Here is a 26,018-nt window from a genome sequence, read left to right on the forward strand (position 1 = left end):
TGGCGGCACAGCCACCGTTGACACCCGCCCGCATATCCCGTATCTGGCAACCCATGCCAGTCCTCTGGCCGTAAGCGTTTGACGTCAAGCAACGCACTTATCGATCCTCGCCGGTCGGAGTGCGTTTTTTTGTGCCCGTCGGACGAGTGAATAGCCAGGAGGTTTTCATGGCTTTCCGTCTTACTGATGATCGCGAGCAGGCCCGGCTTTACCTGCTGACCGCGATCCTCTTCATCTCCTATCTCTGCGTTGCGATTGCCCTTCCAGTCGTGCCCGTATTCGTGACCGGCGCGCTTGGTCTCGGCAATGGCTGGGCCGGCCTTGGCGTCGGCATTGCCTTTCTCGCCACCATCCTCACCCGCAGCTATGCCGGCGGGCTTGCGGATGGCAGGGGCGCCAAGCTTGCCGTGCAGCGCGGCCTGCTTTTCTATGTTGCGGGCGCGCTGATCTCGCTCGCCGCGGGGCTCTCGCTGCAGGCGCCGGTTGCGGCTTTCGCCATTCTCGTTGCCGGGCGGCTGTTGATCGGGCTTGGCGAAAGCCTCGTCGCCGTCGGCATCATTGCCTGGGGTATCGGGCTTGTCGGGCCGCAGCGTTCCGCCCGGTCGCTGGCGCTCATCGGTGCGGCGATCTACGGCGCGCTCGGCCTCGGCGGGCCTGTTGGGCTGCTGCTGCTCGATCATCTCGGCTTTGCCGGCACGATGGCCGTCAGCGCCGTGCTGCCCTTGCTGGGGCTTGCCGCAATCCGTAGCGTGCCCGCCGTTGCCGCCCATCCGGGCAGGGAGCGCCCGCCGCTTGCCGCTGTCATCGGCCGCATCTGGGTGCACGGGCTGATCGTCTGCCTGCAGGGCATGGGCTTTGCCGCAATCGGCTCCTTCTTCACTCTCTATTTCCGCGATCTCGGCTGGGATCATGCAGGTCTCGGGCTTACCGCCTTCGGCTGCGGCTTCGTGCTGGTGCGCCTGCTCTTCGGCCACTTGCCGGATCGCTACGGCGGGCTCGCGGTCGCCGTCGTCTCGCTTGCGGTCGAGGCCATCGGCCAGTTGCTGATCTGGAGTGCCGGCGATCCCACCGTCGCCCTGATCGGCGCCTTCATGACAGGCCTCGGCTGCTCGATGATCTTTCCCGCCATGGGGCGTGAAGTCGTGCATCTCGTGGCACCGCATCTGCGCGGCACGGCGCTCGGCGGATTTTCGGCCTTCCAGGATCTCGCTTACGGGCTCACCGGACCGCTGGCGGGTGTGCTGGCGGATCGGGCGGGTTACGGGAGCGTGTTTCTCGTAGGTGGGGTGACGGCGGTTTGCGGGTTTGTGATCGCTGTCGTGTTGAGGCGAGGGAAGGTGGTTGCGGCGAGGTGAGGGTGCATGGATGAGTAGGGGGTGTGTCGGAAGCCCCCTCCGTTCGGCCAGGGTCGAGCCACGGGTCCCGACCCGTCCTGGCCGGTCCTCAATATGCCTGTGGTTAACCGAATGGGGAGCGGAGACGGCTCGTCCTGATGCGACCCTCTATCGCTCCTATCCCCACGGTTGTATAATTCCGCCGGCAAACGAGTATGGTGTATTCAGGCCCCGTTACCCAAGGGAGGATGTCTTGTCCAGATCGTCGTTTTTTCTGTCACTCGTGCTGGCCGTCGGCCTGTCAGTCCCAACAATAACCGTGCCGACTGAAGCAAGCGCACAGGCCCAGATCTCCATTAGCGTTGGCACCAATCTCAACAGAGGCAGAGGGATTACCTGCAGTCAGGGCGAGAGGCTGCTCCGCAGCCGCGGTTTCCGCGACGTCAGGCGGATCGACTGCCGTGGTCGTTTCTTCGTTTATCATGCCCGCAGAGGCAACAGCCGGTTCGAAATTTCCATACGGCAGCGTGATGGCCGCGTTGTGGATATGCGCCGCATCGGTGGAAGGCGATAGCGCCGAAAAGGTGAGCCACGCGCTCGTCCGGATCGATCTGGCGCCAAGCTGGCCTGAACGACGCCAACAAGGTTAGTGGCATCCGCTGGCGAATTCGGCACCCGTCGACCTCCCTCCTTGTCGAGGGCGAAGCACGGGTCGAGGCCCTTGCCCTGTTCCCGTAACGACCCATCTCCCTGACGGTCACAACGGGAACATTACCCATGCCAACTCAGATCCTCTTCATCCAGGGCGCCGGCGAAACAACCCACGACCAGTGGGACAACAAGCTCGTCGACAGCCTCGCCAGCGAACTCGGCGAGGCCTATGCCATCCGCTATCCCCGCATGCCCGATGAAGCGGACCCGCATTATCAGGCCTGGAAAGCCGCAGTCGTCGCTGAGGTCCAGACCCTCGAAGACGGGGCCATCCTGATCGGCCATTCCTTCGGCGGCACGGTGCTTCTCCACACGATTGCCGAAGACTGGCCGACATTCGAGCCCGGCGCCGTCATCCTGATCGCGCCGCCCTTCATGGGGGCCGGCGGTTGGGAGAGCGATGAGATCGCCGGACGTGACGACTTTTCCGAAAGCCTGCCGGAGGGGTTGCCCGTGCTCATCTATCACGGCAGCGAGGATGACACCGTGCCCTTTGCCCATATTGAGGCTTACGCCAGGGCGATCCCGGATGCCGTCCTCTGCTCGCTGCCGGGGCGCGATCACCAGCTCGACAATGATCTCGCCGACGTGGCCAAGGATATACGTTCGCTGGCCGTATAGGCCCGCCGGCCCCCATTCCATCACTCAACCATTGGCATCGCATCCTCCCGCGTCGCTGAAATTAAAGCCGATGCAGGAGCTGCCGCATGATATCGAGATATTTTGAAGCAAGGGGCAAGGCGCCTTTCCGCGCGCCTGCGCTGACGCCGGGCGTCCGCCGCCTCGATACCATCGGCATGCTTCCGCCGCTTGCCAGCCTTCTCCTTGCCGCCGGCTTCGTGATCTTGCTCGCCGGCCGCTATGAGGCCCAGCTCATCCGTGCGGAGCGCATCCAGCAGGAGGTCATCGGCCGATGAACACCTTCAGCCTGCGGTTCGATTTCGACGAACTCGTCATCCCCATCCTCGGCCGGAACGATAACGGCCTGCTGCTATATGGATCGGCAGAGCTCTCGGGAGATCATGAGGGCTTCGGCGTCGAGATGATCCATCTTGCCGAGGGCACGGTACTGCGCCCGGCCGGCAATGCCGAATCCGGCAGGCCCGCGCCCTTTGCCGACGAACTCTTCCGGCGCATCGCCGCCGTCATCGGGAACGACAAGACGGTGCTCGGCCGCCACGCGGCAATGGAATGGGCCGAGCTCGTGGAACGCCACAGCGAGGCGGCCTGAGCGCCGCCTGCCGGTGCGGAACATAAACCTATCTTTGTTTGCTTTCGCGCGTTCCGGGTCCCCGAAAAGTCTCGCCTGATATGGATCGTGATCGAATATAGGAATAATTTCCTTGATTGTTGCGGGCATTGGCGGGTACAACCTTATGACGGCAGCGATATCCAACAGGAGAGTTTTGCATGCATGCCTGCCCGCTCGAAAGGAGCGACATCACCATCATCAAGGCATTCGGGCACGGTGCGCCATCACGGCGGATCGCAGCATTGTCGGCGGTGTCTGACGGCGCCTCTCGCCGATCGGTGACATGCTTCCAGCCGGCAGAAACGCCAACCATTCTTGCGCCCAACGGGTGGCGTTCTTGAAGGATATTCCCGAAGACCTGATGGTGCTGGTGCGGGCCGCGCAGCTTTCGGCCGGCTTCTGCCAGGAAAGGGCGATTGCTTCGGCGATCGGCCGGGAACGCGCGCGATGCAGGCAGGCGGTTGAGGCATGGCGGACGCAGCTAATGGCTGGTGACGATCTCGGGCGCAGTATCGAACTGCTGCTTGCGCGGATCGAGGCGGGTGGCGGCACGATGGAGCAAGCGCCCGCCGACGATGACGATGCGGTGCTTATTGCGCTCAGGCGCAAACTGCATGAAGCCGCAAGGGTGGCGGAGCGGCAACTGCTGGCGATGTCTGATTACACTGATATCGCGCAGGAGGCAGCCGCCATCGAGGCGATCCTGCAGCCGGGGGAGGTGATTGCCGACTGCATGCTGTGTCTTAGCCCGGTGACATCCGGGGGTGTCGAGGCCCGGCTGCGCGCCGAGCTCTGGAAGCGGGGGGAGTATATCGGGACCTATCTGGGTGGGGAATTAATGCGAAGGTGGTCAATCTACAAATGACGCCTTCCGGCCCAAACGAAATACCGAACCCTCGCATCCAAATGATGGGGATGACGAACCTAGATAAGCGCTCGTCATCCCCGCCCAGATCAGCCCGCGGTGCCTGGCACCGGCGTGTTGAGCAGCTGCTGTTCCCACAGATAGGCGATGCCGCTGCCGGCCGCGTGCTGCACGAGCACGTCCGTCATCTTGCCCGCAGTTTCGAGACGGGCCCAGTCGCGCTGCCATTCGGCGGCCAGCGCCAGCCACGTCATCATGTTGGCGCCGGCCGCGATCATGCGCTGGATGGCGACCGCGTGGGCTTCGACCGAAACGGCGCCCGATGCATCGGTGATGACAGTTACATCCCAGCCTTCACCGAGGGCCTGAATTACCGGCATCGCGACGCAGATCTCGGTCCATAGACCGGCGATGATCAGCTGTTTGCGGCCCGTCGCCTTGACCGCATCCACAACCTTCTGGTCCTCCCAGGTGTTGATGAACGTTCGGTCGATCACCTCCTGGTCGGGAAACACATCGGTGATCTGCGGGAAGATGAGACCGCCACGCGCAGCGACCACGCTGGTCAGGATGGTGGGGACGCCGAAAGCCTTGGCGGCCTTCGCCAGAGCCGTCGCATTGTTGACGACCATCTGAGGTTCGTGACTGTTCAGGTTCGCAAGCTGGTAAGGCTGGTGGTCGATCAGCACGAGTACCGAATCTTCGGGACGAAGAAGCGAAGCAAGGCCATTACGAAAGGTCATGAAGGGATCCTCTGCTGCCGTCTGTTTGAGTTTGGTTCGACGAAAGACTTGCGCTGACAGCCGCGCCGCCTCCGCGCCGGACATTGTCATTCCCCTTTGCGATACGGTAGTGCTCGCTTCTGCCATGCTGTGTCGCGCAACGGGGAACGCTAAAATGGATATCGAAGAGCTCAGGACATTCGTCGAGGTCGCCGATGCCGGAGGCGTTTCGCCCGCCGCGCGCCGGCTTGGCGTCACCAAGTCGATCGTCAGCCGGCGGCTCGCCCGGCTCGAAGCGGACCTCGGCGTCCAGCTTCTGGCACGTACGACCCGTGGCGCGGCCCTGACTGAGGCTGGGATAACGTTTCGGGATCATGCGGCGAGGGTCTGTGCCGAGATCGACATCGCCAGGGAAACGATCCTGCCCACCGGCGATCTTCGTGGCCGCCTGAGAGTGGCCGTTCCGCTGTCCTTCGGCCCGACCCACTTCGCGCCCGTGCTCGCGGACATGGCGCAGCGCCACCCGCAGCTCCAGCTCCAAACCGTCTATAGCGATCGTTTCGTCGATCTCATCGCCGAGGGCTTCGATTGCGCGATCCGCGTCGGCTATCTGCAGGATTCCAACCTGATCGCAAGGCGCGTCGGACCGATCTATGGGAAGCTGGTCGCAAGCCCCGATTATATCAGGACGCATGGGTCTCCCGAAAAGCCGGAGGAGTTCGCCAACCACGAGGCCCTGATGCAGGGAACGGAAGCCTGGCAATTCATGGATGGCGAGGAGATTGTCACGGTTTACCCGCGGGGACGCTTCAAAGCCGACAACGCCATGGCTCTGCTTGCGGCGGCTTTGAAAGGGCTAGGCATCGCCTGGATTCCCGATGGGGTCATCGATGATCATGTCGCCTCCGGCGCGCTGGTTCCGGTCATGACACGCCATCCGCCCCCTCCGGCAGGCGTTTATGTCATTCGCCCGCCGGGTCAGTATCCCGCGCGGAAGGTGCGTGTGCTGACCGACATGCTGATCGACTGTTTCCAACAGGCGCGTGACCCTGCGGACGAAGGTCGCTGAGGCCCGGGTGGCGGGAAGCCCCGACCGGTCTCGCTCGATGTCAGGGCGCCGGGGTGACCGCTTTTGGCGCCAACAGCAGACATGCGGTCTTCGCAAGCTCAAGATATAGGTTCGGGCATTGAACATGGAACGGGCTGGAGCCGCGATATGATTGCTGACGAACCATATACAGAAGGGTCTTGGGAAAAGTTGGACCGCTTCTCCTTCGGTGATGAGCCAAAGCTTGCTGATCAGTTGCTTAATTTAGTTCTATGCGGCCTGAAGACTGCCACATGCTGGCCGATTGAAGAGGGCCAACAGACTGAAGTCGGTCGGCGATCTGTGGCTTGTGATGGCGCAGGCCGCCCGAGAGCGGTGTTGGAAACCGTCCTGATTGAGCAGATGGCATTCGATGAAATTGGCCAGGAGTTTGCTGCCAAGGAGGGAGAAGGCGATGCTAGTCTTCATCAATGGCGTACTTCGCACCGAGAATATTTTGAACGAGCAGGCATCTATAGGCCCGACTTGTTGCTGTGGTGCGAAACCTTTCGATTGGTATCGGTCATTGAGGCGGAGCGACAATAGAGCCTTCCTGATGACCGCAATTGGCGGGCGCGAAGCGGCCACCAACTCCCTTCGACTGGTGGCGCTGCTACCGAATTCCGGTCTTCTGCCGCACCTACGCTAAATCGCCGGCAGCATCCCGCCATCGACCCTGAGATTCACCCCCGTAATATACCCCGCACGCGGGCTGACGAGAAAGGAGACGGCGTCGGCGATTTCGTCCAGCGTTCCCACCCGGCCAAGCGGCACCTCGGCGAAGAGCGGCAGCACCGCCTGTTCGATCGCCTCCCATGCGGCATCCGCAGCCACGCCGCGCTCACCCGCCACCTCGCGGAAGCGGGCGTCCAAGCGGGCGCTGCGGATCGTGCCCGGCGAGATCGTATTGACGGTCACGCCCTCGGCCGCCACCGCCTTGGCCATGGAAGAGGTCATGGCGTTCATGGCGGCCTTGCAGGCGGAGTAATCAGGCCTGCCGGCAGGCGGCATCAGGCCGGCGAGGCTGGAAATATTGATGACGCGGCCGAAGCCTGCCTTGCGCATGTCAGGCAGCAGCCTTGTGGTTACCCGGACGGCGGCCAGGACATTGCGGTCGTAGGCTGCGGCCCAGGAGGCGGGGCGGCTGGTTGCCCAGTCCTCCGGCTCGCCCGAGCCGCCGGCATTGTTGACGAGGATGTCGATTCGGCCGGCAAGCGCCCGCGCTTCGTCGATCAGGCGCTCCACCTCGTCATCGATGGTGAGGTCGCCGGTCACCGCATGGGCGCGGCCGCCTTCGGCAATGATCTCGTGGGCAACGCGCTCCGTTTCGGCCCTGTTGCGGCCGTGGACGATGACCGTGGCCTTCTCGCGGGCGAGCCCTCTGGCGATCGCTTCGCCTATGCCCTTGCTGCTGCCGGTGACGAGCGCCGTCTTGCCGTCGAGTTTCAAATCCATTGCGGTCTTCCTATCTTGGAGTGGAGGAAAGCACAGAAGAACAGGACGATGCTCGACACAATTACGCACTTAAAAGTGCCTGTAGGACAGGAAGAACGCTCCGTCTGCCTCGGGCCTGACGGCTCCGTCGCGCATGTGACGCGGGTGCTCAAAATGATCAGCGGGCGCTGGAAGCTGCCGATCCTGTTCCGGCTCTTTGCCGAGCCTTCGATGCGCACCCTGCAATTGAAACGGGACATGCCGGGCATTTCGCAGAAAATGCTGACCCAGCATCTGCGGGAGCTGGAGCAGGACGGGCTTATCGAACGGCGGGATTTCGGCGAGCAGCCGCCGCGTGTGGAATATCAGCTGACGGAGGCGGGCAGGGCGCTGATGCCGGTGCTGATGGCGGCGCGGGAATTTTCGCGGGGGCATGGGGCGAGGGTTGACGGTACGGTGAAAACCCCTCCCCAACCCCTCCCCACAAGGGGGAGGGACTAACCCCGAGGTGCCGCCTCACTCCTGTAGATACGTAGAAGATTTGGAAGGCGGGCGCAGCTCGTTAAGCCCCTCCCACCTGTGGGGAGGGGTTGGGGAGGGGACTTCCTTCGGGGATACAGACCGGATCCGCATCTTCCGCACCATCCCGAAACAAAAACGGCGCCCCTTACGGAGCGCCGTCGCCTGCTTGACGCAGAAAGACCTGAATCAGATCAGAAGGCCTGGATGTTAACAGCCTTCGGGCCCTTGCCCATGCGATCCGGCTCGGTGTCGAAAGAAACCTGCTGACCTTCGCGGAGCGACTGGATGCCAGAAGCCTGGAGAGCGGAGATGTGGACGAAAACGTCCTTCGCGCCGCCTTCCGGCGTGATGAAACCAAAACCCTTGTCCTGGTTGAAGAATTTTACGGTGCCCTTAGTGGCCATGGGGGATAGTCCTTTTCCCATTGGTAGTTAGTTTATCCGCACCCCCGGCGGTGGGGAGGCGGACAGCTTTAGCTTTCGCGTTTCGGCCCTGGAGCCCGGCGCGAAGGGTCAGTCGAGACGTCACGTACGGGGAAAGAACATCTACGCGCATGGGTGTCACCCATACCGCCCTACCAGAGTTGGCGCTCCGAAAGGGCATTACCACTTCAGTCCAGTCACCGGCATGCGAAATGCCCGAGTGTTGCAGTTCGTGCCAGCATTTCGGGCAAAAAGCAAGCGGCAATATTGTGGCATGTCTTTCGCGGTTGCGAGAATGGGTGATGATTCAAATGGTTGGCAGAAGATTAGCAGAGCCTTGCAAGGTTGTGCCATTGCGGGACGAGGCGAGATTTACAACCTGAAGGCGGCGGCCTGCATCTTCCGGCTGACGGACTCCCGGTTCCCTTGGAATCCCTTTTATCAGCCTGCGGACAGAAGGGTGGAGAAAGGCGGTATGATGTGGCAAATGCCGCACGCCGCTTCACAGGGGTTCCAGCGGTCATTTTGCGCGCAAAACGGCCATGACGTGGCGGGTCCCGACCATCGGAGTGTGGCGACGAGAGTCTTCAATCTGGTGGTGAAGGCAAAGATGTGCGATTATCCGCCAAGGCGGCGGCTGACACCTAGGCAGACGCCAGGGCAAGCATTTCATTACTGGCCATCGACGCTTCGATAGCGGGTACGCCTGTCGCCACTCTATGGCGAATGATCAGCGCGGCATTCATCTGGCCAACTACCCGACTTCCCACAACATCATGCCGCGAACTGTCACGACATCAGATCGTCTTCGGCCGAGAGGATGGCATCCTTTTACTCTGAGAGGCGGTGCCAATGGGGCCGAGCAACGAGCAAACTCAACGGAGGATATGCCATGAGTGCCATGAGAAACCTTTGCTTTGGTCTGCTGGCTTCCGCATGCGCAACCGCGCTCGGCGCACCGGCAGTCGCACAGCAGCAGTCGAAACCCAACATCCTTGTCATCATGGGCGACGATGTTGGTTGGTTCAACATCGGTGCCTATCACCGGGGCATCATGTCCGGGAAGACGCCGAACCTCGATAAGCTGGCGTCCGATGGCATGATGTTCACCGATTATTATGCCGAGGCGAGTTGCACGGCTGGCCGGGCGAGTTTCATCACCGGTGAAATCCCATTGCGCACTGGCCTGACGACTGTGGGTCAGGCGGGCGCAGATGTGGGCATGCCGGACAAGGCGGCAACCATCGCCGCCGTCCTCAAGACCGAGGGCTACGCCACGGGCCAGTTCGGCAAGAACCACCTCGGCGATTTGAACAAGTTCCTGCCAACTCTGCATGGCTTTGATGAGTTCTTCGGCTACTTGTACCACCTCGATGCGATGTCGGATCCCTACTGGTATTCGTTCCCGGATGACCAGTCGTACCGTGACAAGGTGGGGCCGCGCAATTTGGTGCACAGCTTTGCTACGGATACGGACGACGCGACCCAGCAGCCGCGCTGGGGCAAGATCGGCAAGCAGCGGATCATCGACGAAGGCCCGCTGGCGCCATACCCTGATATGTCCAACGTGCCGAACATGCATGACATAACGCCCAAGGCCAAGTACGACATGGGAACGTTCGACGAAGTGCTGGTCAAGGCTTCCTGCGACTTCATGGACAAGGCCAAGACCGAGGGCAAGCCGTTCTTCGTCTGGCACAACACGACGCGCATGCACGTCTGGACGTTCCTGTCTCCCAAGTACCAGGCTTTGATGAACAGCCAGACCAATTATGGTCTCGAAGAAGCCGGCATGGCGCAATTGGACGATAGCGTCGGTGCCATCCTGAAATGCGTGGAGGACGCCGACGAGACCGACAACACCATCGTCGTCTTCACGACCGACAATGGCGCAGAAGTATTTACCTGGCCTGACGGCGGCATGACCCCGTTCAAGGGCACCAAGGGTACTGTGATGGAGGGCGGCTTCCGCGCACCCGCAATCATCCGCTGGCCGGGCAGGGTCAAGCCGGGCACCGTCGAGAACGGTATTTTCTCCGCCCTGGACTGGTTCCCCACGCTGGTGGCGGCAGCTGGCAATCCCAACATCACCGACCAGTTGCTCAAGGGCGTGAAGCTGGGTGACGTGACCTACAAGAACCACCTCGATGGCTACAACCAGCTGGACCTGCTGGAAGGCAATTCGCCGTCAGCACGTCATGAATTTTTCTATTTCGGCGGCCCTGCTCTGGGTGCTGTACGCCTCGACAATTTCAAGTTTCAGTTCTTTCAACAGCCGCAGGGTTGGCCCGGCGCAAAGGTAACGACGGACATGCCCACGATGGTCAATATCCGTCAGGATCCCTTCGAGCGGACACCGTCGATTGGCGAGCAAAGCCTCAATGATCTGGGTGGAGGCTACATGAATGACTTCTTTGCTCGCGAGTTCTGGCGCTTCGTGAGCGTTCAGGAGCAAGTCGCCAAACTCGCTCTTACGGCGGTTGACTACCCGCCAATGCAGGATCCGGCCTCCTTCAACCTGGATGCTGTGAAGAGGCAGATAGACGCGGCGATCAAGAACAAGCCAGGCAACTGATCGAGAACGGGTCGAGACGACGGGTGGCCCGGAAGGGCTGCCCGTTTGTTCTTTTGCCTGGGTTTGGTCCCATTCTCCACTCTACTGCCAACGAGCTCAGCAGAAATCGCACCCGTTAACCCCTTGCCTGTGGGAAAATCCGCCCCGTTCCACAATTTCGTCCCGAGCGGCCGCAATTATGGCAGGGTGTTTCGGGGCTTGATGCGGCGCGAGCCAGCCGGTAGGTCTCGGAGGGACGAAGCAGTGAATGAAGGAAGTGCCGGCGTGATCGATCCCTATGCCATGCTTGGACTGGAGCGTGACGCCAATGGCGAGGCGATCAGGCTTGCCTGGCGCAAGGCCGCCAAGGGCGCGCATCCGGATGCCGGCGGCGACACCGACCATTTCAACAGGCTGCAGATCGCCTACGAACTCCTGCAGGATCCCGTGCGCCGGCGCGTCTATGACGATACCGGCTACGATCCGCAACTGGCCGACCCCAAGGATCTCGAAGGCGTGTTGATGCTGGAATCGCTCGTCAACGAGGTGATCCTCGACGAGCGCGAACCCGGCAGCTTCGACCCGGTCGCCGCCATGCGCCGCAAACTGTCGGACGATATCGTCAAGAGCCGATTCCACATCCTGGAGCTCGAACGCCACCGCGCCCGCGTGCGCAAACACATAGACCGCCTCGGCCGGCGCCCGGAAACCGACGTGCTCGGCTCCATGCTGCGCGCCCGCAGCGAAGCCATCGCCGACGCCATCCGCAAGACGGAAAAGCAGATCCAGACGATCGAGCACACCTATACGATGCTCGAGGGCTACTCGTATGAGGTGGAGGTTCTGGCGCCGCTGGAAGAGGTGGATGCGGTGGAGCCGCAGCGCGGAGAGGCTGCGGAATAGGGCAACCATCGCCGCAGGAGATCATCCGGCCTTGCTCGCGCGCATGATTCCGATTTTCGGGCCGATGTTGTAGCCACTCGGATGGCAGGCGCCTGAGCCTAACGGATTTCCGTACAGCATGTCCGGCATGTGGTATGATTGTCCATGACCTATTCCCTGAAGGACCTGGACGTGGCGCGCCGGCAAGTGGTTGCCGACCGGCAGATGATTTCGGCGCAGGAGATCCTGATCGACGGGATGCTTGTGCGGGGAGAGCCGGCGGGGCTGGCGCGGGAAAGGCTGGTCACGATGACCGAGGATCTGCGCAACCATCGCTTCCATCAGGATCTGATCCAGGCGGCGATCCGGCTGCAGCGCTGAGCCTGCCGTTCATGCTGCGGGCCTCCACCGGGCGCGGATTGCTCGCGTCTCGGTTTCTTCTTTGGATTTTTGGTCTTTCCCATCAGCCGCGCGGGCTTTCTTGTAGGCTTCGCGTGCTCTCCCGTCGGCTTCTCTCTCGGTGGCGATCTTCTTTTTGTGGTCGCCGCGCGCTTCCTCGAGTTCTTTGATTGTCGGAAGATCATTGCCGGCCGGAGCCTTGTCTGGCGGTCCGGGCTGGTGGCCGTTCAGGGCGGCGCGGGCAGCGGTGGCCTGGGCGATCAGTTCCACGGCCGAGGGGCTCCTTGCCGGGCGCTTCGCATTGGCGTTGTGATGCCTTCCATCCCTATGAGAGGCGGGTTTGTCGGGTGTGTTTCCAGGCATGTTGCATGCCTCCTGTTCGTGTCTTGAAGCCGCCACCCTTCATCGCGCCGGCGCCGGATGGAGTGCCGTATCGCTGTCGAAGGCGGGGTCTCCCCATGGTTTCAGCGGTCTGCCGCTGCCGGCCGGGAATTGGCAGTCATGGCGCAGGCGAATTTCTGTCTGTGCATGATCATCCTCCGGGAAGGATGGGCGAGCGGTTGGCTTGGGTGAGCGGTCGGTGGGGCAAGCGGCCGGGGATTTCTCGCCGGCCTCGTTTTTGCGGGGGGCGAAACGCTCAGCTCGGCTTTCCAAGAGCGATCTGGCAGGCCTGCGCAAGGTCCGCGTTCGGTTCGGTGGTGCCGAGCGGCGTAGCCCAGCCGGCCTTCTTGATGATGTCGCTGCGTCCATAGGTGCCGGCCGCGTTCAGCTCGGCCATGATCTGCGCCGAGGCCGGATCGCTCTTGGCGCGGTCGAGACAGTAGGGTGTCAGCGCGGCGGCGATCGCCGAGGTGCGCTCGATGCCGGCGGCTTTCTGGGCGCTGCCGCTGGTCACCCAGCCTCCCCAGCTGAAGCCCACGATCGCCAATGCGGCCGCGCCGCACACGGCGCCCCACAGGCCGGGGCGAAGCCATGTTATATTTTGCATCACGAATTCCAATCTTTAAAAAAAGCACGCGATTTCGCGTACTTAAATAATAACACAATAAAAAATCTTCGCTTTGTTTATTATTTTATTCGCCATTTCTGTTGTAATCGTTCAATTATATTAAAAAAATTCTTGTGATTTGAATATGAAAACCCAATAAAACTATTGTTTTATCTTTTCGTCCTAATCGCGACTCAATTGGAGCGCAATGATATCCGGTCGTCGTTTGGCCATATGGCTCTCGCCGGTGTCAGAGACTTGAAGGCAGCCACGCTTCCGAATTCCGATTGCCAGACCGATGCCGTAGCCCGATGAGGCTTTCACCCGGCTGCGGTCAACCGCCTTCACCTGGAGCCTGTCACCATGTCAGCCTACGAATCGTCAACACGCACGACCAACACCATCGTCCATTTCTCCGCCTCCTTCACGCTGCCCGATCTCGTTGGTGAGATCCATCCGGCCGGCGACTACAAGATCGTGCAGGATGAGGAGCCGATCGAGGGGCTTTCGCGCATCGCCTACCGGCGCGTCGGAACCTTCATTCATCTGCCCTCGATTGCGGAAGGCAGCCGTTTGCGCAGGATCGTGAGGATCGAGCCTGCATTTCTCCACCATCTGCTGGAGACCACGAATGCGACAGGGGAGCTTTCCTCATGACCGTATTCGAAGATCGCGAGAAGGCGCTGGAGCAGATGTATTTCCTGGATTCCGACATGGCATTCAGGGTGCGATCGCGCCGCGACCGACTGCTCGCCCGCTGGGTCTGCGGGATGACGGGCGCAGACAGCGAGGCCTATATCGGCGAGATCATCACTCTCAGGGTGACCGGAGCAGATGACGAGGGCTTGATCGCCAAGATGGTTGCGGATATCCGCGCCGCCGGCAAGGATGTGGACGAGAAGGCGCTCAGGGCGCGGATGGAAACGCTGACGGCCGACGCCATGCGGTATCTCGCTCGACCTCTGTGATTTTATCGGTGATCGGGCTGTCATCCACGCCAAACCCGACAGTCGCCACGATCCGAGCAGCGAAGGCGTGGAACTGAACCGCAATCACTGTCACCACCGTGACACCGCTCTGCACCAGCAGCGGTCGCGGACGGTGCGCCTCTCCGCCGCATTGCCTTGACCGTCGCTTCACCCAAATTGCGTGGTGAAAGTGTCAACGTCGTGCCATCCATCCGGCAAGAGGTCGTTCAGTGAAAATCGCGCAGTTCTTCTTCTGCCTCGTCGTCTCCCTAAGCTTCATACCGCAGGCCCAAGCCGACGAGTTGGTTCACTTTGACAGCGCCACGGTCAAGCCAAGTCCGTTTCTTGAACGCAAGGCGAAAGAACAGGGCGTAGCGCTGCCATCACCGCAGGCGACGCCGCTCATCGGATATCTCACCCGTCCGCCGGGCGATGGGCCGTTTCCGGCCGTGGTGTTGATGCACGGATGCGGCGGTATCCATGCCCATGTGAAAGAGGTCTGGCCGGAGCGGCTGGTCTCCTGGGGTTATGTCACGCTCGTGGTCGACAGTTTCACCACCCGCAACATCGAGAATAGCTGCAAGACCTATCTTCCCGATCGGGTGTTCGATGCCTATGGGGCGCTGGACTTCCTGACGACGAGCGGCTTCGTCGATGCCAGGCGCGTCGCGCTGATGGGCTTTTCGGCGGGTGGGATTGCGACGCTGGAGGCGACGAAGATCGAGGGCAATGAGCAGCTGATGGACGAGAAATTCAGGGCGGCGGTTGCCTATTATCCGGTCTGTGCGCCGCATGAGAGCGACGCGACGGTCCCGACGCTGATCCTGAATGGCGATCTTGATGACTGGAGCCCGGCAGAGCGCTGTCGGCAGCGGGTGTCGCGGCTCAGCGGCAAGGGGCCACCGGTCGAGCTGCATATCTATCCCGGCGCGCGTCACGATTTCGATGATGAGGCCATGATCAAGCCGAAGACGGTGTTCGGGCATGTGGAGGAATATAACGCGGCTGCGGCGGAACAATCGATCGCCAGCATTCGCGGCTTCCTGCAGAAATATCTCGCGAACTGAAGCCAGGGCGCCAACTATTTCTCCCGCAAACCCGCCGACGGCGCAGGAAAAAAGCCCGGCGGGGTTTTCCGGGCCTGAGGTCGAATGTGGGCGTGGCGAATCGTTTCCGCTGCGCCTCTTTATTCGGCCTTGCCCCTCTGGCCGTTTCGAATGAAGCGGTCACCGGCCGAACCGATTGAAGCTTAAGATGGCGCACGCTCGGAGATTGAAAAGGGGAAGGGAGCGCGGCAAGTGAAAATTGCCGGGAACAATCTCGGCCACGCGCGGTTCCCTAGAGATCAGCAACCGAATGCTCTCAGGAGAAGACCAATGCGCATGAAAATTGTCGCAGCGTCGCTGCTTGCCCTCGGCATGGCCACATCCGCCTTCGCCCAGTCCAACCCGGCCCCGACGGCCCACACGATCGACAAGAGCACCGTCGATTCCGGCGGCGGCGCCGGCACGACGCATACCAAGAAGCCGCTGATGGACAAGACGACCACCGGCAGCACGAAGGCCGGCAGCGCCATGAAGATGAAGAGACCCGACTGCCCCGGCGAAGCCGCCAGCAGCAGCGGCACCGGCCCCGGCAAGTTGCAGACCCAGGGCGGCACCAGCAACGCCACCCCGATGGACGAGGCCTGCGCGGCGCACAATAATTGATCCCCATAGCCTGACACGGCGCGGGTCGAGGATGCCCGGTCATCACGAGGTGGCCGGGCGTTTTCTTGTGGGGGTGGTTTGCCAGGATGGCAGTCGCAGCGGAGCTGATGGGTGGCGTGCGAGCAATCCTCTCCTCCGTCATTCCTGTGCCCTCGTGCCGGCACAAGGGATGTCACAGGAATCCAGCCGGCTTGCGTCTGCAAGCCGAAAGGACTCTTATCGGTGCGGCGATCTCATAATCCCATCAAATGCCAGGAAATATCCTCCCATTCCGGATTATTCTCCTCGATGAGATTGAGCTTCCACTGACGTGGCCATTTCTTGATTGTCTTCTCGCGGGTGATCGCGGTCGTGACGAGATCATACTCCTCGAACCAAACGAGCGTCTTGACGCCGTATCGAGAGGTAAAACCCGGCGTCAGCTCGTTTTGATGCTCGTATAGCCGGCCTGGAAGATCACTCGTAACGCCGGTGTACAGCGTGCCGTTTCTCTTAGACGCGAGGATGTAGACGTAGCCCTTCATGGTTGAAGAGTGGACTGTCTCGGCGCTGTTTTTCAAGAGTCTTTTCGGCTTGCAGACGCAAGCCGGCTGGATTCCTGTGACAAGCACAGGAATGACGGAGGAGAGAGAGGCGTCAAGTCCCGATCGAGGCCGATCACCCCAAACCACCCATGGCAACCCGCAAATATCCGGCTATGCTGCTCTCAACACCGAAGCAGACCCCGGAGAACCCGCGCGTGCCGCATATCTACATCGTCACCGATTGCGAATTCGACGGCCCGATACCGGGTACCCATTCGATGCTGTCCTTCGCCTCCGTCGCCGTTTCCGAGACCGGCCAGGCCCTCGGCGAGTTCGAAGCCGTGCTGCAGCCGCTCGAGGGCGCCGGGCGCGACCCTGTGACCACGGCCTTCTGGCAGACCCATCCGCAAGCCTTCGCGGCTGCGATTGAAAACCCTGAGCCGGCTGCCGAGGTCATGGCCCGCTTCATCACCTGGGTGAAAACCTTCAAGGCCGAGCCGATCTTTGCCGCTCATCCCGTGGCGCTCGATGGTCCCTGGCTCGATCACTACCTGAAGCGGTTCAGCGGCCGACCGCTGTTCCAGGGGCCGTGGATTGCCGATCGCCTGTTTCGCCATCCGCCGCTCTGCATCCTGTCGCTGGTGGCGGGTGCGACGGGCCGCAAGCCGTGGGAATGCGATATCGCCCATTATCCGCGCGAATGGCTGGGCAATGTGCCCCACACGCACCGCGCCATCGATGATGCGCGCGGCTATGCCAATCTCCTGCATTTCTTCCTGACCCGGCGCGAGCCTGGCGGCGGCTACCGGCCTCTGCTGTCTTAAAGCCGTATCAGCCCTGCCTCCGTCGGCCTGAAACCGCAGGCGCGGTAAAAGCCGGTCAGATGCGGCTCGAAATCGACATGCAGACATTCGGCCCCGCGCTCCCGGGCAATCCGCACCGCCTCCATCACCAGCGCGGTCGCAATACCCTGCCGGCGCAGATCCGGATGAACTGAAGTATCGAGGATGAAGGCGTGCATGCCGCCATCCCAGGCGACATTGACGAAGCCGATCAGCCGGCCCTCGTGGTAGGCCCCGAGATGGGCAAGGCTGCGCGGCAGGATGCGGGCGAAATCCGGCGCCTGCGCGCCATCCCAGGCGGCGGCCCAGAGAGCGCCGAATTCATCGGGCGAGGGGAATGGGTCGATGCGGATGTCTGGCATTGCTTGTTGTCCGAGTCCGGTCGGTGGCGTTTCTGTCGATTGACGCTACAGAAAATGTAGCCGCTCGGCCATGCCGGCGCGCAGGTTCGGGCTTTCCGAGCCTACTCGGCGCGACGAGACCGCCGCGTCCGCACAGCTCAATCCTCCCCATCCGCCTCTCTTCCGGCGATCTTTCTGCTGTGGTCGTCACGGGCCAGTTCCAGCTCTTCCATAGTGGGAAGCGGGCCGCCCGCCGGCGCCTTGTTGTCTGCCTGGCCTTCACCGGGCTTTTCCGCCGCAGCCGGCTCATCGCCGTCCGTATCCAGCGTGGCGCGGGCGGTTTCGGCTTCGGCGATCATCTCGCCTGCGGAGGGGCTTCGGGCAGGGCGGTTCTCATTGGCAGTGGCATGCCGGCCTGTGGCGGAAGCGGCCGGTCTGGTGATCTCGTCGATTTTCTTGCGCATGCTTATCCATCGATCGTGTGGGGCCGATCGCGATCGGTCGCGTGTTTGGGGGAGCCGGGCAGCTCGCGACTTGCAACGCGAGTGCGTGCCCGGCAACGTGGAACCCGGCGCGGGGCCGGGCTCCTCGCCTCCGGCCTGCGTTCGAGCGATGCCGGAGGTCGGCGCGCAGCCGCGCCGAGACGAATGGGTGCGCTAGAGATCCCGCGACAGCTCGTTGTGAACGCTGCGCACGCCGCGTGTCCGCAGGGTCACCTGCTCGGCGAGCGAGATTTCCTCGCTGACGGAAACCCAGCCGGCGAGCGTGACGTCGCTGCCGCGCGCCGTTACGAAAATATAGCTGGGGTCGAGATCGCCCGTATGGGCAAGCGCATCGTAGACAGCCGTTTCGAGATCGACGTCTTCGGGTTGAGCACGCGGGCGTCTGCCCACCACGCTCAGATGTTTTCTGTCGACTGACATGTCTCATCTCCGTGCCCGGTTCATCCCGGGCGTGAAATTGAAGCGTGTCGCGATCTCCAGGATTCGTTTTCCACGCTTTAAGTCTTCGTTTTACGCATGTCGTCGTCGCAAAACCGCTGCGCACTTTTGCGCGATATGCTTTAGCGGCGGATATCCTTCTCCGTCAGCGTATACCGGTCCTTGCCGCCGCGGCCGTAGACACCGGATGCCGCCTCCAGAATGGCGGGGCGCGCCGCATCGAAGGCGTTCAGGCATTCTGCTTCCGTGCGGCCCGTCTGGGCGATGGAGCGCAGCGCGCTCGCCTCGATCAGAAACCGCACCTCGAACATGCCGTCATAGCCGGAGAAACGAACCCCATCGCGGCCCTCGTCGAAACTGCGGCTTCTATTGGGGAAGATCAGGGACATCGAAGTTTCTCCAGAAATTGGCGCCTCCGGCTCCTGCCGGGGACTCATAAGCGGCCACGCCTGATACCAGGCGGGGATATGCACGGCTCATCATCGAATGCGTCAGAGGTCTTTTTCAGCGCGGTCTCTTAAGTGTTCTGGGCGTATGAGAGACATTGCTCTTTGCCGGCCCTTGCGGGCGCGGCCATGCTGCTCAGGATCGCTGCGAAAAAGATGTTCTGCAGAGTGTCGGAAGACAGCGCGTCTTCCCTTGAGGGCATCGGGTAAACCGATGCAAAAGGCGGTTTTATTCCACATGCCGCCATACTGGGGATATGGGGCGCGGGCCGGCCATTACAATGACCGGGCGCTAATAAAGGCGGGTTGTTTCAGGCGCCGTTGCCCGAAGGCGGGTTCGGCGGAAGGGAATTCTCGGCTTCTTCCAGCGGATCAGCACCTTGTTGAAACAGGGGCCATCAGCGACTTGACGCGCGCCGGTCTCCGGCTTCTCGACGATGCTCAAACTGTCCGGCCTGCCTTCCCCACATGGCCCCAGCCGCATCGCGACAGCCGCCCGTGCGGGAGGAATGCCGCGCCTGCATCCGTTGTAGCCTCCCATTCCCGCACCGCGCCCGCCGGCGCCTTGGCGAGAAGCTGAGACAGCTCCCGCATTGCATCATGGGTCGTATAGGCCGCCATGGTGTTGCTCCAGTGTATGGTGTGCCCGCGAAAGTGGGGCAGGGTGGAGGTAGGGCGGGGGTGGTTGAGGGTAATGAGGGTGGTGGAGTGATGGAACTAGGAGGTTTGAAATGTGTTTCGATCAACATGAAATTGTCTACAATGAATCACAACCGTCAGTTACCCATACTGCAAAATGTCAATGCTTTTTCTTAACCCATTTTCGTGTAGAACGTTGATGCGGATAGCTGTCCGCGTTCCAAATAGATTGGGAGACATCGACATGACGATGGCAGGACCAAAAGTACGTTCGGTTGGTCTCAAAGGGGCCAGTGCCTTGGGCTCATCCAAGTTGTCATCTGTTTCAACAGTGTCTATAGCTGGAGAGAGCACGCGAACTATTGCATTTAATGCAACCTCTGGGAAGATTACTGCGAGCGAATCGCAGTCTCGTCAGGGGTCATTAGGGCGTGTTAAAGGTTCAAAATAAGTTATACAGCAAGCGCAGTTGGGAGCGAGTAACCAAAGAAGTTGGTAAAAGTGTCGAAAAGTATCGAACATCCGCGCGACGTGATTTTGCGCGACTCATACATTCTCCGGCATTTAGACGTCTTCAAGGGAAGACGCAGCTTTACCCTTCGCACGAGAGCGACTTCTTCCGTAATCGACTAACTCACTCGCTAGAAGTCGCTCAAATAGCAAAATCCATTGCGATTAGACTTAACAGCACTGAGAGCTTTTTTGGGCCGGCTTCAATGCAGATTAACGTTGACCTGGTGGAGTTTGCGGGTCTGGCCCACGATCTGGGACATCCGCCATTCGGCCACAATGGCGAGAAGACGCTCGATAAACTTATGCTTTCGAGCGGAGGCTTTGAAGGGAACGCGCAGACATTAAGAATATTGTCGCGTTTGGAGAAGAAGGAAACGACGGAGTTTCCTCTGAAGACAACGGTCCCTCAACCGATAGGAAAAAATGGTGAGGATATTCGCTGCGGCTTGAACCTCACGTTTAGAACTCTGGGCTCCATAATCAAATACAACAGGACTATCCCGGTTACAGAGGAAAGCCGCAGAGATCAGAATTCTGCTGGGGCGCCGGTTAAGGCGATTTATGCGTCTGAGTTGGAACTACTGAACTCGATAAAAGATGCGCTGGAAGTTCCTCAAAATTTGGATTTCAAGACCTTGGAATGTTCAATTATGGACGTCGCCGATGACATAGCTTACTCGACATATGATGTTGAGGACTCCTTAAAGGCTGGGTTTCTTTCTCCTTTGAGAATGATATCGATGCCAGACGACTTTAAGGAAAAGATCGTTCAGGGTGTCAGGAGTAAAATAAACCAATACTATGACGACGCTTCTGAAAGCGAAAAGAAGTTTACGATACAAAACCTAAATGACATTCTAGCGGATCTTTTTAGAGATATCTTACTGCCGGAAGAGAATGTGCTTGCAGCTCTGTATAAGGGCGTAAGTCCCGAAGAAGCGGCATTTATGTTGGGTTCTCATACGCACAGGAGTTCGCAAGAGATAGCACAAAACGGATATCTCAGGACTGCGTTCACGTCTCAGTTGGTCGGTGATTATATTCAAAGCGTCGAAGTTGTCGTAAACGAAGAATATCCGGTTTTGAGTCGGGCGCGGTTGAAACTCGAAACTTTTAAGAAAGTTGAGACCCTCAAGCGGTTCGCATATGAGCTGTTGATTTCCTCACCGCGTTTAAAAATTGCCGAAAAGCGGGGCGATGAGATCATAACGAAGATATTTACTTCCTTTGTGGATACGCCCGAACTTTTGCCTGATGACTGGCAAATACTACATAAGGCTGTAGATCAACCAACTTGGAAACAGCGTGTCATCTGCGACTATATTGCAGGCATGACGGATAGATACTGCGTTGAAGTTTACAGCCGGCTTACAGGCGAAAATCCGATGACGATATGGAAACCGCATTAAGAATCTGGTTAAAGACGGCTGGAAGTCAACAGTATTTCTGAAGAAAAATACTTCGCAGGCCAGATGGCCTGCGTTTTGTGTGGAGCACAGGGATAGTCCCTTCCGTCATCAGCTGCCGCTCTCGGCTGTCGGACAGTTACTCTTCATTACGAGAATCTTCATCGTCGTCGGGGTATGGATCCCCGAAATCCTCGTTATCCGAGAATCTTTCTCTCTCCAGGTATTCAACAATATTTCGATAATTTTCTCCGTTGGAGAATCTTCTATATATTTCCAATCCATTGTCCGGGTTATCTGGATCAAATATACTCCAATCTACCCTAAGTTCTTCTTTAAGTTTTTTTACGTCACTTATAATGAGCCAGTCTCTTATGAGACCGTAAATGGTTGTTTCATAATTTAGTTCTTTGTAGACCTTAGAAAAATTATCTGGTATTATTTTTTTTAGCTGATCTATATTGCATATATCAAAGTATCTCAACTCTCTTATGAGCGACGGCATTTGGCCATCGTCGCTGTTGTCTTCAAGCTGGCAATTATTTTCCTTTGCCCAATCTTCTATAAAATTGCGTAGGGTGATCGAATTTATTTCTTGATCTAGGTTGCCAATGCGATAGTCCTCAAGAACTTTGGCAGAGTATGCGTCGATCTCTCTCGAGATATCGCTAAAACCTTTGTCGGCGATTTCCAACAATCCGGCATGCAAATACAATTTTCTTTCAATTTCCTTGGGAAGGCCTGCTTTAAATTTGTAAGACCTGTCATGTGCTAGTTCTGCCCAAGCGTGTTGCAACACTGTCCGAACTTGAAATTCAAATTTCAATTCACACAGACCTTCGAACTCGGGAAGAACTGCACGTTTATCTCCCAGGTCGCATACAAAATGTACGGATCTATATCCCACTTGGTTCAGCGATAATACGTCGTCTTTGTTGCTACTATGCTTTTCATCGACGTTGAATGTCTCCTTTATTAGATCAGATACCTTTTGAATGTCCGATTCAATAAATACAATAATTCTGACGCCAGATATATCTGTCATCTGTGAGCGTGGATCTTTGTATTTCTTTCTTTTGGATTTTTCCAAGATACCATCTCTATTTTTGGTGCGGCCAGAGATGGATAGGTGGTCTATTTTTCGCGCGTCAAGGAGACTGGATATTATTGTTACTACGGATGCTGTTAGTCTCTCGTGCTTGGGAAGGCAATCGTCAATCCACGAATGAACGTCCACGTCCTCACCGTCTAGTAAATTGATTCTCTATTTCGGATTTTCGACAAATATAAGTGGCTCGTAAAGCCGAAATATTACTTGGTTACTGAGTGTCGTAAACTAATCTTGTCGCTTCATGTCTGGGCCTAGACGAACACTCCACTACCGCCCAGGCCTCCCAGTCTTACCCTTCGTCCGGCTCTTGCGTTTCTGCTCGCCCGCATCCTCATAGCTCCCGACACCCGTCTTCCCACGCACCAGCGGCCGCACATCATCGCGCTCCGGCTGGCCCTCGAGCAGCGGTGAAAACCGCTGCGTGCCCTTGGCCGCATCCGGCTTTTCCGGCACATGTCCCGTCACCGGCTTTTCCGTCCGGCCCACGGTCATCTCATCCAGCGTGTTGCGGCGGAAGAGGGTCTTGCCGTTGGCGTTGCGGCCGCCCATGTCATCCAGTTCCGGCTTGGCGAAGTAGGAGGGTGTGGCGCTCTCATCCGCCTTGCCGTTTGATTTCTCTCCCTTCGAGGGAAGGGACTCGCTGGTGGCCTTGGCGTTGCGGCGGATGCCTTCCATCGACTTGGCTTCCTCGCGGGCCAGCGGGTCGTCCATGGCGGCGAGTTCGACGGCCTTGAGGCGTTTGATTTCGTCGCGCAGGCGGGCGGCCTTTTCGAAGTCGAGGTCGGCGGCGGCGTCGCGCATGCTCTTTTCCAGCGCGTTGAGGTGGGTCTGCAGGTTGTTACCCACGAGGTTGCCGCCATCGGCGAAACCCTTGCCGGAGGCGCCGGAGATATCGGCGCGCACGTGGTCGCGCTCGTAGACCGAGTCGAGGATATCGGAGATCTTGGCCTTGACGCTTTCGGGCGTGATGCCGTGTGCCTCGTTATAGGCCATCTGCTTTTCGCGGCGGCGTGTGGTTTCATCCATGGCGCGCTGCATGGAGCCGGTGATGTTGTCGGCATAGAGGATGACCTTGCCGTCGACGTTACGCGCGGCGCGGCCGATCGTCTGCACCAGCGAGGTCTCGGAGCGCAGAAAACCTTCCTTGTCGGCATCGAGAATGGCGACGAAGCCGCATTCGGGAATATCCAGGCCCTCGCGCAGGAGGTTGATGCCGACGAGCACGTCGAATGCGCCTAGGCGCAGGTCGCGGATGATCTCGATGCGCTCCAGTGTGTCGATATCCGAGTGCATGTAGCGCACGCGCACGCCCTGTTCATGCAGATATTCGGTCAGGTCCTCGGCCATGCGCTTGGTCAGCACGGTGCAGAGGGTGCGATAGCCCTTGGCGGCGGTTTCGCGGATTTCGCCGAGCACGTCATCCACCTGGCTGCGGGCGGAGCGTACTTCGACGGGCGGATCGATGAGGCCGGTCGGGCGAATGACCTGTTCGGCGAAGACGCCGCCGGCCTGTTCCATTTCCCAGCTGCCGGGCGTGGCGGACACGGCGATCGTATCCGGGCGCATGGCGTCCCATTCCTCGAAGCGCAGCGGGCGGTTATCCATGCAGGAGGGCAGGCGGAAGCCATATTCGGCCAGCGTCGCCTTGCGCCTGAAGTCGCCTCGGTACATGCCGCCGATCTGCGGCACGGTGACATGGCTTTCGTCGATGAAGACGATGGCATTGTCAGGGACATATTCGAACAGCGTCGGCGGCGGGTCACCGGGGTCGCGGCCGGTGAGATAGCGCGAATAGTTCTCGATGCCCTGGCAGGAGCCGGTGGCCTCCAGCATTTCCACATCGTAGCGGGTGCGCTGCTCCAGGCGCTGGGCCTCCAGCAGGCGGCCGGCCTTTTCCAGCTCCACAAGGCGGCCCTTCAGCTCCTCCTTGATGGATTTGATCGCGGCATTGAGCGTCGGGCGCGGCGTCACATAGTGCGAGTTGGCGTAGATCTTGACCGATTTCAGGTCGCCGGTCTTCTGTCCCGTCAGCGGGTCGAATTCGGTGATGGCGTCGATCTCGTCGCCGAACATGGAGATGCGCCAGGCGGCATCTTCAAGGTGGGCCGGGAAGATTTCGATCGTGTCGCCACGCACGCGGAAGGAACCGCGCTGGAAATCCATGTCGCGGCGCTTGTATTGCTGGGCCACGAGATCGGCCAGCAGCTGGCGCTGATCCAGCCTATCACCGACATTCATCTGGAAGGTCATGGCCGTATAGGTTTCGACCGAACCGATACCGTAGATGCAGGAGACGGAGGCGACGATGATGCAATCGTCGCGTTCGAGCAGAGAGCGCGTCGCCGAGTGGCGCATGCGGTCGATCTGCTCGTTGATGGAGCTTTCCTTCTCGATATAGGTGTCGGAGCGCGGCACATAGGCTTCCGGCTGGTAATAATCGTAGTAGGAAACGAAATATTCCACCGCATTATCGGGGAAGAAATTCTTGAATTCGGAATAGAGCTGGGCGGCCAGCGTCTTGTTCGGCGCCAGGATCAGCGCCGGGCGCTGCGTTTCCTCGATCACCTTGGCCATGGTGAAGGTCTTGCCCGAGCCGGTGACGCCGAGCAGAACCTGGCTGCGCTCGCCGGTTTCCAGCCCGCCCACGAGATCGCGGATCGCCGTCGGCTGGTCGCCGGCGGGGCTGTATTCGGAGGACATGCGGATGGCGATGCCGCCTTCGGACTTGTCCGGCCGGGCAGGGCGGTGCGGCGTCCAGATCTTGCCGTTCTTGTGCAGCGGGTTGCCGCTCTCGATCAGCGCCGACAGCGCTTCGACAGTAGCCGTGACGCCGCCGTTGGCGAGACTGCCGGCATCCTCAAGGGAAATATCCAAGCCGGCGACGGGGTTGAGACCGGCCGCCGCACGCGTCTTCGGATCGCTTGACCCGCCGATGGAAACGCCACGCGCCGTCTTGCTGACAGTGGCCTTCTTGTTGACGCTGACGGCCTCCGTATGCTTGCGCGCCTCGTTCTCCACCTTCTTGCGGTGCTTCCCCGCCTTGGAGGCGATTTCGCGCTGGCTCTCGACGCCGGCCTGCTCTGCATCCGCCTCGAGCTGCTTCACCCAATCGGAGACGCTGCCGCTGAGCGGGGCACCTTCGAATGACGATTGGGGGGCTTCCTCGAAACCGGTCGAGGCGGGGGATTTCTTCGGAGATTTTGCCATGCGCGGAATATGGCTGTTGTCATCGTGAAATGGAAGGGGTTGAGAGTACAAAAGGGAAACGAATGAATCGTTCGGATTTTGGAATAGTGGGGGTGTCTCTTAAGGGCTCCACCCTCGCTTTTAAGCGTCGACTTCGCTTTGGGCACCGACGGCAACTCCAACTTCCCTCATTCCTGTGACAAGCACAGGAATGAGGGAG

29 protein-coding genes are annotated in these 26,018 nt (G+C 59.7%); 17 read left to right on the top strand and 12 right to left on the bottom strand.

What is annotated here, in order from left to right:
* The first annotated feature begins 167 nt into the window (after positions 1–167).
* From AB4Z13_RS01930 to AB4Z13_RS01950, 5 genes are all read left to right on the top strand, one after another.
* The gene (locus AB4Z13_RS01930; RefSeq protein ID WP_442205645.1) at positions 168–1,355 is read left to right on the top strand and encodes an arabinose transporter; all 1,188 of its coding nucleotides are present in this window, start codon (positions 168–170) and stop codon (positions 1,353–1,355) included.
* A gap of 756 nt (positions 1,356–2,111) precedes the next feature.
* Positions 2,112–2,666: an alpha/beta fold hydrolase gene (locus tag AB4Z13_RS01935; RefSeq protein WP_442205646.1), complete on the top strand. Its 555-nt coding sequence runs from the start codon at positions 2,112–2,114 to the stop codon at positions 2,664–2,666.
* Positions 2,667–2,752: 86 nt separating this feature from the next.
* Complete coding sequence (locus AB4Z13_RS01940; protein ID WP_442205647.1) at positions 2,753–2,962, top strand: hypothetical protein; 210 nt, start codon at positions 2,753–2,755, stop codon at positions 2,960–2,962.
* Positions 2,959–3,276 (top strand): hypothetical protein, encoded by a 318-nt coding sequence (locus AB4Z13_RS01945; protein WP_310388348.1) that lies wholly within the window; start codon positions 2,959–2,961, stop codon positions 3,274–3,276. Before AB4Z13_RS01940 ends, AB4Z13_RS01945 begins: the two co-directional genes overlap by 4 nt.
* Before the next feature lie 358 nt (positions 3,277–3,634).
* Complete coding sequence (locus tag AB4Z13_RS01950) at positions 3,635–4,162, top strand: hypothetical protein (protein ID WP_442205648.1); 528 nt, start codon at positions 3,635–3,637, stop codon at positions 4,160–4,162.
* A gap of 89 nt (positions 4,163–4,251) precedes the next feature.
* Here AB4Z13_RS01950 and AB4Z13_RS01955 read toward each other — a convergent pair whose 3' ends face one another.
* Positions 4,252–4,905 carry a hydrolase gene (locus tag AB4Z13_RS01955; protein ID WP_442205907.1) on the bottom strand — a complete coding sequence of 218 codons (654 nt, stop codon included), beginning with the start codon at positions 4,903–4,905 and terminating at the stop codon, positions 4,252–4,254.
* 154 nt (positions 4,906–5,059) lie between these two features.
* Between AB4Z13_RS01955 and AB4Z13_RS01960 the strand changes: the two genes are divergently transcribed.
* On the top strand, positions 5,060–5,953 hold the full coding sequence (locus AB4Z13_RS01960; protein WP_442205649.1) for a LysR family transcriptional regulator: 894 nt from the start codon (positions 5,060–5,062) through the stop codon (positions 5,951–5,953).
* 147 nt (positions 5,954–6,100) lie between these two features.
* On the top strand, positions 6,101–6,517 hold the full coding sequence (locus AB4Z13_RS01965) for an ASCH domain-containing protein (protein WP_442205650.1): 417 nt from the start codon (positions 6,101–6,103) through the stop codon (positions 6,515–6,517).
* A 99-nt stretch (positions 6,518–6,616) separates the two neighbouring features.
* On the opposite strand, the gene AB4Z13_RS01970 is transcribed toward AB4Z13_RS01965, so the two are convergent.
* Positions 6,617–7,426 (bottom strand): SDR family NAD(P)-dependent oxidoreductase, encoded by an 810-nt coding sequence (locus tag AB4Z13_RS01970; protein ID WP_442205651.1) that lies wholly within the window; start codon positions 7,424–7,426, stop codon positions 6,617–6,619.
* 48 nt (positions 7,427–7,474) lie between these two features.
* Here AB4Z13_RS01970 and AB4Z13_RS01975 point away from each other — a divergent pair, with 48 nt between their 5' ends.
* Complete coding sequence (locus tag AB4Z13_RS01975) at positions 7,475–7,906, top strand: winged helix-turn-helix transcriptional regulator (RefSeq protein ID WP_442205652.1); 432 nt, start codon at positions 7,475–7,477, stop codon at positions 7,904–7,906.
* Positions 7,907–8,118: 212 nt separating this feature from the next.
* On the opposite strand, the gene AB4Z13_RS01980 is transcribed toward AB4Z13_RS01975, so the two are convergent.
* Positions 8,119–8,331 (bottom strand): cold-shock protein, encoded by a 213-nt coding sequence (locus AB4Z13_RS01980; RefSeq protein ID WP_007818490.1) that lies wholly within the window; start codon positions 8,329–8,331, stop codon positions 8,119–8,121.
* 910 nt (positions 8,332–9,241) lie between these two features.
* Between AB4Z13_RS01980 and AB4Z13_RS01985 the strand changes: the two genes are divergently transcribed.
* The 3 genes from AB4Z13_RS01985 (at position 9,242) to AB4Z13_RS01995 (ending at position 12,166) form a co-directional block, all read left to right on the top strand.
* Complete coding sequence (locus AB4Z13_RS01985; RefSeq protein WP_439015328.1) at positions 9,242–10,924, top strand: arylsulfatase; 1,683 nt, start codon at positions 9,242–9,244, stop codon at positions 10,922–10,924.
* Positions 10,925–11,206: 282 nt separating this feature from the next.
* Complete coding sequence (locus tag AB4Z13_RS01990) at positions 11,207–11,806, top strand: J domain-containing protein (protein ID WP_244430578.1); 600 nt, start codon at positions 11,207–11,209, stop codon at positions 11,804–11,806.
* Between the two features lie 144 nt (positions 11,807–11,950).
* Entirely contained in the window at positions 11,951–12,166 is a 216-nt protein-coding gene (locus AB4Z13_RS01995) for a hypothetical protein (protein WP_007818487.1), read from the top strand.
* Positions 12,167–12,175: 9 nt separating this feature from the next.
* Here the strand turns inward: AB4Z13_RS01995 and AB4Z13_RS02000 are convergent, their stop codons facing one another.
* Both AB4Z13_RS02000 and AB4Z13_RS02005 read right to left on the bottom strand, forming a co-directional pair.
* Positions 12,176–12,454, bottom strand: a complete 279-nt coding sequence (locus AB4Z13_RS02000; protein ID WP_442205653.1) for a hypothetical protein — start codon at positions 12,452–12,454, stop codon at positions 12,176–12,178.
* Between the two features lie 367 nt (positions 12,455–12,821).
* Entirely contained in the window at positions 12,822–13,172 is a 351-nt protein-coding gene (locus AB4Z13_RS02005; protein WP_007818485.1) for a hypothetical protein, read from the bottom strand.
* A gap of 363 nt (positions 13,173–13,535) precedes the next feature.
* Between AB4Z13_RS02005 and AB4Z13_RS02010 the strand changes: the two genes are divergently transcribed.
* The 4 genes from AB4Z13_RS02010 to AB4Z13_RS02025 all read left to right on the top strand — a co-directional run bounded on the left by AB4Z13_RS02010 (position 13,536) and on the right by AB4Z13_RS02025 (position 15,849).
* Positions 13,536–13,829, top strand: a complete 294-nt coding sequence (locus AB4Z13_RS02010; RefSeq protein ID WP_025669895.1) for a hypothetical protein — start codon at positions 13,536–13,538, stop codon at positions 13,827–13,829.
* Positions 13,826–14,140, top strand: coding sequence for a DUF1476 domain-containing protein (locus AB4Z13_RS02015; protein ID WP_442205654.1), 315 nt, complete (start codon positions 13,826–13,828; stop codon positions 14,138–14,140). The genes AB4Z13_RS02010 and AB4Z13_RS02015 overlap by 4 nt, the downstream gene beginning before the upstream one ends.
* Before the next feature lie 230 nt (positions 14,141–14,370).
* The gene (locus AB4Z13_RS02020) at positions 14,371–15,207 is read left to right on the top strand and encodes a dienelactone hydrolase family protein (protein WP_442205655.1); all 837 of its coding nucleotides are present in this window, start codon (positions 14,371–14,373) and stop codon (positions 15,205–15,207) included.
* A gap of 309 nt (positions 15,208–15,516) precedes the next feature.
* Complete coding sequence (locus AB4Z13_RS02025) at positions 15,517–15,849, top strand: hypothetical protein (protein ID WP_442205656.1); 333 nt, start codon at positions 15,517–15,519, stop codon at positions 15,847–15,849.
* Positions 15,850–16,082: 233 nt separating this feature from the next.
* Here AB4Z13_RS02025 and AB4Z13_RS02030 read toward each other — a convergent pair whose 3' ends face one another.
* Positions 16,083–16,373, bottom strand: a complete 291-nt coding sequence (locus tag AB4Z13_RS02030) for a GIY-YIG nuclease family protein (protein ID WP_439017226.1) — start codon at positions 16,371–16,373, stop codon at positions 16,083–16,085.
* Between the two features lie 149 nt (positions 16,374–16,522).
* Here AB4Z13_RS02030 and AB4Z13_RS02035 point away from each other — a divergent pair, with 149 nt between their 5' ends.
* Complete coding sequence (locus AB4Z13_RS02035; protein WP_442205657.1) at positions 16,523–17,197, top strand: exonuclease domain-containing protein; 675 nt, start codon at positions 16,523–16,525, stop codon at positions 17,195–17,197.
* Here AB4Z13_RS02035 and AB4Z13_RS02040 read toward each other — a convergent pair.
* The 4 genes from AB4Z13_RS02040 to AB4Z13_RS02055 form a co-directional block, all read right to left on the bottom strand.
* On the bottom strand, positions 17,194–17,577 hold the full coding sequence (locus AB4Z13_RS02040) for a GNAT family N-acetyltransferase (protein WP_442205658.1): 384 nt from the start codon (positions 17,575–17,577) through the stop codon (positions 17,194–17,196). The two genes, AB4Z13_RS02035 and AB4Z13_RS02040, sit on opposite strands and share 4 nt — an antisense overlap.
* 137 nt (positions 17,578–17,714) lie before the next feature.
* The gene (locus tag AB4Z13_RS02045; protein ID WP_442205659.1) at positions 17,715–18,020 is read right to left on the bottom strand and encodes a hypothetical protein; all 306 of its coding nucleotides are present in this window, start codon (positions 18,018–18,020) and stop codon (positions 17,715–17,717) included.
* A 192-nt stretch (positions 18,021–18,212) separates the two neighbouring features.
* Positions 18,213–18,479 carry a BON domain-containing protein gene (locus AB4Z13_RS02050; protein ID WP_310390556.1) on the bottom strand — a complete coding sequence of 89 codons (267 nt, stop codon included), beginning with the start codon at positions 18,477–18,479 and terminating at the stop codon, positions 18,213–18,215.
* Positions 18,480–18,619: 140 nt separating this feature from the next.
* Positions 18,620–18,886, bottom strand: a complete 267-nt coding sequence (locus AB4Z13_RS02055; protein WP_007818474.1) for a DUF1488 domain-containing protein — start codon at positions 18,884–18,886, stop codon at positions 18,620–18,622.
* Between the two features lie 1,127 nt (positions 18,887–20,013).
* Here AB4Z13_RS02055 and AB4Z13_RS02060 point away from each other — a divergent pair.
* Positions 20,014–21,504 carry a deoxyguanosinetriphosphate triphosphohydrolase family protein gene (locus AB4Z13_RS02060; RefSeq protein WP_442205660.1) on the top strand — a complete coding sequence of 497 codons (1,491 nt, stop codon included), beginning with the start codon at positions 20,014–20,016 and terminating at the stop codon, positions 21,502–21,504.
* Positions 21,505–21,640: 136 nt separating this feature from the next.
* Here the strand turns inward: AB4Z13_RS02060 and AB4Z13_RS02065 are convergent, their stop codons facing one another.
* Positions 21,641–22,738 carry a GTP pyrophosphokinase gene (locus tag AB4Z13_RS02065; protein WP_442205661.1) on the bottom strand — a complete coding sequence of 366 codons (1,098 nt, stop codon included), beginning with the start codon at positions 22,736–22,738 and terminating at the stop codon, positions 21,641–21,643.
* A gap of 141 nt (positions 22,739–22,879) precedes the next feature.
* The gene (gene uvrB / locus AB4Z13_RS02070) at positions 22,880–25,819 is read right to left on the bottom strand and encodes an excinuclease ABC subunit UvrB (RefSeq protein ID WP_442205662.1); all 2,940 of its coding nucleotides are present in this window, start codon (positions 25,817–25,819) and stop codon (positions 22,880–22,882) included.
* Between the last annotated feature and the right edge of the window lie 199 nt (positions 25,820–26,018).

The sequence above is a fragment of the Rhizobium sp. YAF28 genome, assembly GCF_052113285.1.
Lineage (GTDB): Bacteria > Pseudomonadota > Alphaproteobacteria > Rhizobiales > Rhizobiaceae > Rhizobium.